Genomic DNA, 10,517 nt, shown 5'->3' on the forward strand with positions numbered 1-10,517 from the left:
AACGGGACGGCAGCGGCCGCATCGTCCGACTGCCAGACCGGCCGCCCCGTCGTTTTCCCTGACGCATGGCCCCGCCTTCTTTAAGGTGGGGCCATGATCGTCGTGGGCGGAGAAATGCTGGTGGACCTCGTGCCCGTGCCGGGCGCGCCGAATGCGCCAAATGAGCCCGATGCGCAGGATGCGCCGGGTCCCGATCTGCGCCCGCATTTGGGCGGCGGCCCGTTCAACGTTGCCATCGCGGCGGGGAGGCAGGGCACGGAGGTGGCGTTCCTGTCGCGCCTGTCCACCGACGCCTACGGCCTGGCAGGGCTGGCGCGCCTGGCGGAGGCGGGCGTCGACGCCTCGCTCGTGCAGTTGGGCGAGGAGCCCACGACCCTCGCCGTCACCCAGCTGGCCCCGGACGGGTCGGCCGCCTACGACTTCCATTGGGCGGGCGCCGCCGATCGCCTGGTCGCCGACCCGGGCCCGCTCGAGGCGGACGTCGTCTGCCTGGGCACGTGCTCGCTGGTCTTCGAGCCGGGCGCGACGGTGTACGAGACCGTCCTGTTCCGCGAGGCCGACCGCGGCCGCGTCGTCGCGCTGGACCCGAACATCCGCCCGGCGATCATCGCCGACCCCGGCCTGTACCGCGAGCGGTTCCGGTCGTGGCTGCCGCACGTCACGGTGCTCAAACTCTCCGACGCCGATCTCGCCTGGCTTTACGACGACCCGCGCGCCGACGTCCGCCGCATTTGCGCGGACATCGCCGCGGAATTCCGCGGCGCGGTGATCCTGACGGAGGGCGCGGGAGGGGCGACGGCGTTCACGGCGCGGGGCGAGGTCTCGGCGGCGGCTCCGGCGGTGGAGGTCGCCGACACGATCGGGGCGGGGGACACGGTGATGGGCACGATCGTCGCGGAGATCGACGCGCGGTTGCGCGACGCCTCCCACGTGGTGCCCGGCGGCACCGCCCCGGCCGACGTCGTCCGCGCCTGGGGCCCGGAGCAGTGGGGGCCGATCCTGGAGCGGGCGGTGCGCGCGGCGGCGATCACGGTGTCGCGGCCCGGGGCGAATCCGCCGTCGGCGGCCGAACTCGGGTAGCGCCGCCCCCACCGGCCGGGTGGGTTGCTCCCGGATAGGCCGTCGTCAAGCGGTGGGCTACCCTGTGAAACCGTGACTGACGCGAAGAACCCCACCCCGAACCAGGCCCAGACGCCCGCCACCGACCTGCCCGAGCAGCTGCGCATCCGCCGCGACAAGCGCGCGAAGCTGCTGGCCGACGGCGGCGAGGCCTACCCGGTCGAGGTGCCGCGCACGCACACGCTGGCGCAGGTTCGCGAGCAGTGGGGCCACCTGGAGGCGGGGGAGGAGACCCAGGATGCGGTCACCGTCGTCGGCCGCGTCATCTTCGTGCGCAACACCGGCAAGCTGTGCTTCGCCACCCTGCAGGAGGGCGACGGCACGCAGCTGCAGGCGATGCTCAGCCTGAAGGAGGTCGGCGAGGACGCGCTGGCCGCCTGGAAGGCCGACGTGGACATGGGCGACTTCGTCATCATCACCGGCCGCGTCATCGCGTCGCGCCGCGGCGAGCTGTCCGTCATGGCCACCGAGTGGACCATGGCATCGAAGTCGCTGCGGCCGCTGCCGTTCGCGCACTCCGACCTCAGCGAGGACCAGCGCGTCCGCCACCGCTACACCGACCTGATCATGCGCCCGGAGGCCCGCGACAACGCGATCACCCGCATCAAGGTCATCCGCGAGCTGCGCCACGCGCTCGAGCGCCGCGGCTTCCTGGAGGTCGAGACCCCGATGCTGCAGACGCTCCACGGCGGCGCCGCGGCCCGGCCGTTCGTCACGCATTCCAACGCGCTGGACCTGGACCTGTACCTGCGCATCGCGCCGGAGCTGTACCTGAAGCGCTGCGTCGTCGGCGGCATGGAGAAGGTCTTCGAGATCAACCGCAACTTCCGCAACGAGGGCATCGACTCCTCGCACTCGCCGGAGTTCGCCATGCTCGAGTACTACGACGCCTACGGCACGTACGACGACTCCGCGCGCACCGTGCAGGAGGTCATCCAGGAGATCGCCGTCGCCGTGTTCGGCTCGACGACCGTGACGCTGGCCGACGGCACCGAGTACGACTTCGGCGGCGAGTGGAAGCAGCTGGAGATGTACCCCTCCCTCAACGAGGCCCTGGCGCGGAAGTTCCCGGGCCAGCCGGAGGTCACCGTCGAGTCGACGGTCGAGGAGCTCAAGGCCATCGCCGACGCCATCGGGCTGGAGGTGCCGGCCAAGGGCGGCTGGGGCCACGGCAAGCTCGTCGAGGAGATCTGGGAGCTGCTGTGCGAGGACCAGCTCGACGGCCCCGTCTTCGTCCGCGACTTCCCGGTCGAGACCTCCCCGCTGACCCGCCAGCACCGCTCGAAGCCGGGCGTCACCGAGAAGTGGGACCTGTACGTCCGCGGCTTCGAGCTGGCCACGGGCTACTCCGAGCTGGTCGACCCGGTGATCCAGCGCGAGCGCTTCGAGGATCAGGCGCGCCTGGCGGCCGGAGGCGACGACGAGGCGATGGTCCTCGACGAGGACTTCCTCCACGCCATGGAGCAGGGCATGCCCCCGACCACCGGCGTCGGCATGGGCGTCGATCGCCTGCTGATGGCGTTCACGGGCCTGGGCATCCGCGAGACGGTGCTGTTCCCGATCGTGAAGCCCGAGCAGAACTAGGTCCGCTGCACGGATTCGCTTGACGACGGCCCGGCGTTCGCGCCGGTCCGTCGTTATTTCGCGTCAGCGGCCGAGACCCGACAGGTCGCGTTCGACCACGTAGTTGCGGTGCGCCGTGGTGCCCACGTTGGTGAAGGCCGCTTCGACCGTGACGGGATGGTGGGCGAGCAGCAGGGTGGGCCGGTGCGGGTCGGCGGCGAGCTCCGCCTCGAGCGCGGCGAATTGCCCCTCCTCGATGCGGCCGCCGGATTCGTCGAGCATGGACGTGTCCAGGCCGAGCACCCGCAGGCCGCCGACGTCGGTGCGCCACATGGTCTGCCGGGGCACGAACTCCTCGCCCCAGGGGTCGCGGTGGTCGTCGGTGCCCTCGAGGACCGGATGCGCCTCGTATCCGGCCTCCGGTTCCGAGTCCGGGGTGTGCGGGCGGTCGTGGTTGCCGCGGGTGACGTGGTAGTCGACGCCGTGGGCGCCGAAGCCGTCCATGATCTCGCGGAAGCGCCGCACCTCGTGCGGGCGGGCCTCGGAGGTCGTGTCGCCGTTGACGAAGACCCGGCCGATGCCGCGGCCGCGGATCTCCGCCAGCGCGGAGGCCAGCATGATCTCCGGGAACGGCGGCAGCCCCGGTTCCTGCACGATCGCCTCGGGGAAGTCGCCGAGGATGAGGCCGTGCTTCTCCTCGCCGATGTGGGTGTCGTTGAGGACGGCGATGGTGGTGACGTGCTCGCCCGGCGGCGGCGTCAGCGTGGTGATGCGCCCCGAGATTTCCGGCGAGCCCGGGATGTTTGTGGCCATCAGCCCGGGCGTTGCGGGAACGCCGTCGCAGCGGCACTCGAAGACGTACTCGCGGCCCGGCTCCAGGCCGTCGACGGTGACCAGGTGGAATCCGGTCTCGGATTCCGACGTCGCGGCCACCGGCAGCTCCGGCATGCCGGGGCGGATCCACGAACCGGCGGGCCCGGGGATCGCCGCGGAGCCCACGGGGTCGGCCGCCACCGCCGGATCATCGGCCGGGGCGATGGCCACCTCGCCGAGCGTCGGCACGGTCGGGCGCAGCGGGCCGTAGGCGGGGTGCGGGGCCGTGTAGGAGGCGAAACCGAACGTCACCGAGGTCGGGGTGACGGCGACGACCTCCAGGTCGGTGGCTTCGATGCCGCCGGTGCGCACCGCCCGCGCCTTCGGGACGACCGTCGCGGCGAGCAGGGCGCCCAGGCCCGCGGCCCCTCCGGCCAGCGCCGTCCGGCGGCTGATCGCCCGTGCCCCGCCGCCCCCGGAAACGTCCGCCGCGCGTCCCGCCGATATTCCGCTTCCGTTGCACATGCGGCGGACGCTAACGGCCCGAGGGAAACGAAAGGTTGCTCGCGAATGTCCGGCGGCTGTCCGCGATGGAAACCTCGTTCACGCGTGGTCGCACACGGCGCATACCTGCGATAACGCCGTTTCCATCGCCGTCGCAAAGCTAAAATGACGTTGACCTCGTGTTTTGCCGGGGGTGCGTTACGGGGGCGGCGATAGTGCCAATTATGGGGTAGTTCTGCCAAAAGATGTGACAACGATCACGACATGGCTTTATCGTTATCCCAGTAACAGTTCTGACTCGAAAGGCCATGACCCCATGAGCGAGAAGAAGAACCGCCAGGACTCGACCGTCGGCCGCAACAACCCCGGCCGAGACGCCATCGGCGCGGCGATGCGGTTCATCACGTCCATCACCGGCTCCGACTTCGCCCAGAAGTACGACCTGCAGCCGACGATCGACCGCGTGATCTACCAGTCGACCAAGTCCGGGTTCAAGACCCTGGGCGCGGCGAACCGCCAGTTCAAGAAGGTATCCGGCTCCGGCAAGCCCCAGCGCCCCGCCCGCGACGCACAGGCCGCCGCGCCCGACGACGCCGCCTCCGCCGAGCCGGCGAAGACGCCCACGAAGAAGCTCTTCGACCTCACCCCGACCGAGGATCAGCAGATGATCGTCGAGACGGTGAAGGAGTTCGCGGAGTCCCGCCTGCGCGACGCCGCAGCCAAGTCCGACCACGAGGCCACCCCGCCGGAGACCCTCCTCGCCGAGGCATCCGAGCTCGGCGTCTCCCTGATCAACGTGCCGGAGTCCTTCGAGGGCATCGCCACCGGCGAGGACGTCACCACCAACGCGCTGGTCGCCGAGGCGCTGGCCTACGGCGACATGGGCCTGGCCCTGACCGTGCTCGCCCCCGCCGGCGTCGCCGCGACGCTGACCGCCCACGGCTCCGACGCCCAGCAGAAGACCTACCTCCCCGCCTTCGCCGGCGAGGACGTCCCGGCCTCCGCCGTGGTCATCTCCGAGCCGCGCCCCCTCTTCGACCCGCTGAAGCCGGAGGCCACCGGCCGCCGCGAGGACAACGAGATCGTGCTCAACGGCGTGAAGTCGATGGTCCCGAACGCCGGCGCCGCCGAGCTGTTCATCGTGGGCGTCAACCTCAACGGCCGCCCCGCCCTCGTCATCGTCGAGTCCTCCGCCGAAGGGCTCCACGTCGAGGCCGACCCGTCCATGGGCGTCCGCGGAGCCGCGCTCGGCCGCCTCGTGCTCAAGGACGTCCGCGTCCCCGCCGACGCCATCCTCGGCGGCGAGCAGATCTCACCCGAGCAGGCCGAGATCGAGTACCGCGACGTGCTGCGCCGCTCCCGCCTCGGCTGGGCCGCGCTGGCCGCCGGCACCTCGCAGGCCGTCCTCGACTACGTCGTGCCCTACGTCAACGAGCGCGAGGCCTTCGGCGAGCCGATCTCGCACCGCCAGGCCGTGGCCTTCATGGTCGCCGACATCAAGATCGAGCTCGACGGCCTGCGGATGATCCTGCTGCGCGGCGCCTCCCGCGCCGACCAGGGCCGCCGCTTCGACCGCGAGGCCGCCCTGGCCAAGGCCTACGCCGCCGAAAAGGGCATGAAGATCGGCTCCGACGGCGTGCAGCTGCTCGGCGGCCACGGCTTCGTCAAGGAGCACCCCGTCGAGCGCTGGTACCGCGACCTGCGCGCCATCGGCATCGCCGAGGGCATCGTCGTCCTGTAATCCGCCAGACACTTCAGATTTGAAAGAGGATCCGACATGATCAACCTCGAACTGCCGAAGTTCCTCCGGGCGGGCGCCGCGCAGGCGCATCAGGCCGCGGCGGAAATCTTCCGGCCCATTTCCCGCAAGTACGACCTCGCCGAGCACGAGTACCCGCGTGAGCTGGACACCCTCGCGTCGATGATGGACGGCATGGCCGACGGCGGCAACGCTTTCTCGGGCGCGTCCGGCGGCCGCGGCGACGAAAAGAAGAAGCGCACCGGCGTGAAGAACGGCGGCAACATGGCGTCGCTGCTCAACGTCATCGAGACCTGCTGGGGCGACGTCGGCCTGACGCTGTCGCTGCCGTTCCAGGGCCTGGGCAACTCCGCCCTGGCGGCCGTCGCCACCGACGAGCAGCTGGAGAGCTTCGGCAAGACCTGGGCCGCCATGGCCATCACCGAGCCGTCGTTCGGCTCCGATTCCTCGGCCGTGTCGACGACCGCCCGCAAGGACGGCGACGAGTACGTCATCAACGGCGAGAAGATCTTCGTCACCTCCGGCGAGCGCGCCGACTCCGTCGTGGTGTGGGCGACCCTGGACAAGTCCCTCGGCCGCGCCGCGATCAAGTCCTTCCTGGTGAAGAAGGGCACCCCGGGCTTCACCGTGGAGCGCCTGGAGGAGAAGCTGGGCATCCGCGCCTCCGACACCGCGGTGCTGCGCCTGGACAACGTCCGCGTGCCGGCCGAGAACCTGCTGGGTTCGCCGGACATCGACGTGAAGAAGTCCTTCGCCGGCGCCATGGCGACCTTCGACAACACCCGTCCGCTGGTGGCGGGCATGGCCATCGGCGTCGCGCGTGCGGCGCTGGAGGAGCTGCGCCGCATCCTGGAGGAGGCCGGCGTCGAGATCGATTACGACAAGCCCGCCCTCGCCCAGTCCGCCGCCGTGGCCGAGTACATCCGCCTCGAGTCGGATTGGGAGGCCGCGTACCTCCTGGCCCTGCGCGCCGCGTGGATGGCCGACAACAAGCAGCCGAACACCCTCGAGGCTTCGGCGTCGAAGGCGAAGGCCGGCCGCATGGGCACCGACGTGACCCTCCGCGCGGTCGAGCTGGCCGGCGCGTACGGCTACTCGGAGCGCAACCTGCTGGAGAAGTGGGCCCGCGACTCCAAGATCCTCGACATCTTCGAGGGCACGCAGCAGATCCAGCAGCTCGTCGTCGCTCGCCGCGTGCTGGGCCTGAGCTCCAAGGAACTGAAGTAGGGGATCGCCTGCGATCCGGGTCCGCGTTGAACGGGCTGGGATCGCGTTCCCTGAGCTGAACGTCGCTAACTGCAGACGCTTCCGCGATTTCATGCAACGAAATCGCGGAAGCGTCTGCAGTTTGCGTCGTTCATGGCCCGGCTTCTTCTGCTTTGCGACGCCCACGTGCCACCCCATCCGACGAGATCGCGATGAGATGCCTCGATCGTGATCTCGTGGGCGCGGAGGTGCGGCGCTACCGGGCGATGACGGTCACCGGGGTTCCGCGGAGGCGCTCGCGAGCGTCGTAGACGAGGGCGTCCAACTCCGCGGCCCAACCGGGGCGGTCGGCGCGGAAGTCGGCGGCGGCCGCGGCGTCGGGGGAGACCCCGTCGGGGCGGGCCTTCTGAATCGCCCAGGTCAGCGCGGGCCGCACGGCGCCGGGCCGTTTCGAGAGGGCTGCATCGGGGGAAGCCCCGGTGGGCAGTTCACCGAGCGTCTCGGCGAGCATGTCCGCGATGCCCCGCAGGCCGGCGACGGCGGGAGAATCCGGCCACACCGTCGTCCGGACCTCGAGCGACAACGGCGGGAAGTCGCCGGCGGTCTGGTGTGCGCCGAGCGCCTCGACGATCAGCCGCAGGCTCCGCAGCACCTTGTCGCCGGCGGACAGCTGCGCACCTCCGCCTTCCGCGCCACCGAACTGCGCGCCTCCATATGCGACGGCGGCATAGGCCTCCGCGTCGCGGGGATCGGCCTTGACGTCCAGGCCGATCCAATCGGGGCGGTGGTCGCGGAGGACGTCCTCGAGTGCGCCCGGATAGCAGCCCGACGTGTGCAGGCCGACGCCGAATCCCGCCGCGCGCACCGCGTCGATCGCTTCACCGAGGCCCCGGTGCATGGTGGGCTCGCCGCCGGTGATGACCACGGCATCGAGCAGCCCGCGCCGCGAATCCAGCAGGTCCAGCACCTCGCGCCACCGTCCGCCGATGAGTTCGGGGACACCGGCACCGGATCCGGCGCCGGCCGCGACGCAACGCCCCACGGTGCCCGCGGCGGCCTGCAGATCCGGATTGTGGCAATACGGGCACCGCCACGGGCACCCCCGCAGGAACACCGTCGCCGCCAACTTCCCCGGCCAATCGACCGACGAAAAGGGCACCACGCCCGCCACCGGCACCGGCGCCGCGGCGAGAGGGGTGGACGGCGGGGAGGGCGGGACGTCGTCAAGCACGTCAGGCGACATGGCGCTGGGCGAAGGGCAACCGTTCGTGGTGCTCGCCCTTCTTGCCCGTGTTGAAGGAGGACACCGGGCGGAAATAGCCCATGACGCGGGTCCAGACCTCGACCTCGCCGCCGCAGGTGGGGCACGCCTCCAGCTCGCCGGAGTGGTAGCCGTGCGCCGCGCACACCGAGAACGTCGGCGTCACCGTGACGTAGGGCAGGCGGAAATTCTCCAGCGACCGGCGCACCAGCGTCGCGCACGCCTCGCCGGAATCGATCGCCTCGCCCATGTACAGGTGCAGCACCGTGCCGCCGGTGTATTTCGACTGCAGCTCTTCCTGCTCGGCCAGCGCGCGGAAAGGGTCGTCCGTGTGGCCGACGGGCAGCTGCGACGAGTTCGTGTAATACGGCTCGTCGTCCGTGCCTGCCTGCAGGATCCCCGGGTGGCGGCGGCGATCCTCGCGCGCGAAGCGGTACGTCGCGCCCTCCGCCGGCGTCGCCTCCAGGTTGAACATGTGGCCCGTGGACTCCTGGAATTCGACGAGCCGCGCGCGGATGTGGTCCAGCAGCCGCACGGCCATCGCGTGCCCGCGGGCCGTGGTGATGTCGTCGGCGTCGACCGTGAAATTGCGCACCATCTCGTTGATGCCGTTGACCCCCAGCGTGGAAAAGTGATTGTCCAGGCCGGGCAGCCACCGCTGCGTGTACGGGTACAGGCCCGCGTCGATGAGCGTGGCGACGGTCCGGCGCCGCGCCTCGAGCACCCCCACCCCCAGGGCGAGGAGCTCGTCGAGTTCCGCCAGCAGGGCGTCGAAATCCCCGGCGTGGAGGAAGCCCAGCCGCGCGCAGTTCACCGTGACCACGCCGATGGAACCGGTCAGCTCCGCCGAGCCGAAGAGGCCGTTGCCGCGGGCCAGCAGCTCCCGCAGGTCCAGCTGGAGGCGGCAGCACATCGAGCGGATCTGGCCCGGGTCGAGGTCGGAGTTGATGAAATTCTGGAAGTACGGCAGGCCGTAGCGCGCAGTCATGTCGAACAGGCGGCGCGTGTTCGGGTGGTCCCAGTCGAAGTCGGCGGTGATGTTGTACGTGGGGATGGGGAACGTGAACGCGCGTCCCGATGCGTCGCCGCGGCCCATGACCTCGATGAACGCGCGGTTGAGCAGGTCCATCTCCGCCTGCAGGTCGCCGTAGGCGAAGTCAACCGGCTCGTCGCCGATGAACGGGACCTGGTCGCGCAGCTCCGGCGGGCAGACCCAGTCGAAGGTCAGGTTCGTGAACGGAGTCTGCGTGCCCCAGCGCGAGGGCACGTTGAGGTTGAACACGAACTCCTGGATCGCCTGCTCGACCTGGTCGTACGTGAGGCCGTCGATCCGGACGAAGGGCGCGAGGTACGTGTCGAAGCTGGAGAACGACTGCGCGCCCGCCCATTCGTTCTGCAGCGTGCCCAGGAAGTTGACCATCTGGCCCAGCGCCGAGGTGAGGTGCTTCGGCGGGGCGGAGGACACCGCGCCGGCGACGCCGCCGAAGCCCTCCTCGAGCAATGCCCGCAGCGACCAGCCGGCGCAGTATCCGGCGAGCATGTCCAGGTCGTGGATGTGGATGGCGCCTTCGCGGTGCGCGGCGCCGGCCTCGGGCGTGAACACGTGGTCCAGCCAGTAGTTCGCCACGACTTTGCCGGAGGTGTTCAGCATCATGCCGCCCAGGCTGAAGTCCTGGTTCGCGTTGGCGTTGATCCGCCAGTCGGCGCGGTCGAGGTACTCGTCGATCGTCGCGCCCGGATCGATGAGGCGGGGCGCGTCGGGGACGGCGGCGCCTGTGCCGTGGCCCCCGGGGGCCGTGGCATCCGTGAGGCAGTTGGTTCCTGTGTGGTGGGTGGTGAAGGCCGTCATGGCCCTCACCATAAGACTCGAATCACATAAATGGGATTCGGCTTATTGTGACATTGATCATGCTTAACGACGGGAACCGTCACAACATGTGGGGCCGCGCCGTTGTCGAGCGCCCATAAGTTGTGTGGCCGATTCTTTGGCGGATCTTTCACCCCTCCGTTCGGGGGAGGGGTGGCGCGCCGATGGGGAGGGTTGCGGCGACCGAGCGAAGGGATGCGCCGGCCGTGCGGGGCGGGGCGCTATTCGCAGGCCCATCCGTCGTTGTCGCGGTCCAAACCGGCCCGGTAGCCCGGCGCACCGGCGGGAATGGGCGCCACGCCCGCGGCGCGGGCGGCGCTGCAGTTCGCGTAGTAGCCGCCACCGACGGCGGGGGCCGGCGCCGGTGCGGGATCGTACGCCGGAGCGGGGGCGGGGGCGGGTTCGTAGGCCGGGGCGGGCGCCGG

Annotated in this window: 8 protein-coding genes; 4 read left to right on the plus strand and 4 right to left on the minus strand. The window is 70.5% G+C overall.

The features are described 5' to 3' along the window. Window positions 1–93: 93 nt before the first annotated feature. Both GX015_RS02825 and lysS read left to right on the plus strand, forming a co-directional pair. Window positions 94–1,080, plus strand: a complete 987-nt coding sequence (locus GX015_RS02825) for a carbohydrate kinase (protein WP_291342643.1) — start codon at window positions 94–96, stop codon at window positions 1,078–1,080. Between the two features lie 72 nt (window positions 1,081–1,152). Then, window positions 1,153–2,703 carry a lysine--tRNA ligase gene (gene lysS, locus GX015_RS02830; protein WP_291342645.1) on the plus strand — a complete coding sequence of 517 codons (1,551 nt, stop codon included), beginning with the start codon at window positions 1,153–1,155 and terminating at the stop codon, window positions 2,701–2,703. A 63-nt stretch (window positions 2,704–2,766) separates the two neighbouring features. On the opposite strand, the gene GX015_RS02835 is transcribed toward lysS, so the two are convergent. Further along, on the minus strand, window positions 2,767–4,020 hold the full coding sequence (locus tag GX015_RS02835; RefSeq protein ID WP_291342647.1) for a metallophosphoesterase: 1,254 nt from the start codon (window positions 4,018–4,020) through the stop codon (window positions 2,767–2,769). Between the two features lie 295 nt (window positions 4,021–4,315). Here GX015_RS02835 and GX015_RS02840 point away from each other — a divergent pair, with 295 nt between their 5' ends. Continuing rightward, window positions 4,316–5,740 (plus strand): acyl-CoA dehydrogenase family protein, encoded by a 1,425-nt coding sequence (locus tag GX015_RS02840; protein ID WP_291342648.1) that lies wholly within the window; start codon window positions 4,316–4,318, stop codon window positions 5,738–5,740. 36 nt (window positions 5,741–5,776) lie between these two features. Next, window positions 5,777–6,985 carry an acyl-CoA dehydrogenase family protein gene (locus GX015_RS02845; protein WP_291342649.1) on the plus strand — a complete coding sequence of 403 codons (1,209 nt, stop codon included), beginning with the start codon at window positions 5,777–5,779 and terminating at the stop codon, window positions 6,983–6,985. A 235-nt stretch (window positions 6,986–7,220) separates the two neighbouring features. On the opposite strand, the gene GX015_RS02850 is transcribed toward GX015_RS02845, so the two are convergent. The 3 genes from GX015_RS02850 to GX015_RS02860 all read right to left on the minus strand — a co-directional run. Next, window positions 7,221–8,207: a radical SAM protein gene (locus GX015_RS02850; RefSeq protein WP_291342650.1), complete on the minus strand. Its 987-nt coding sequence runs from the start codon at window positions 8,205–8,207 to the stop codon at window positions 7,221–7,223. After that, the gene (locus GX015_RS02855; RefSeq protein ID WP_291342653.1) at window positions 8,197–10,074 is read right to left on the minus strand and encodes a ribonucleoside triphosphate reductase; all 1,878 of its coding nucleotides are present in this window, start codon (window positions 10,072–10,074) and stop codon (window positions 8,197–8,199) included. The genes GX015_RS02850 and GX015_RS02855 overlap by 11 nt, the downstream gene beginning before the upstream one ends. A gap of 239 nt (window positions 10,075–10,313) precedes the next feature. After that, window positions 10,314–10,517 (minus strand): excalibur calcium-binding domain-containing protein (locus tag GX015_RS02860; RefSeq protein WP_291342655.1); only part of this gene is annotated, 204 nt, incomplete at its 5' end.

Origin of the sequence: Corynebacterium sp. (assembly GCF_012837295.1) — a bacterium.
In the GTDB taxonomy this organism is placed as follows: Bacteria; Actinomycetota; Actinomycetes; order Mycobacteriales; family Mycobacteriaceae; genus Corynebacterium.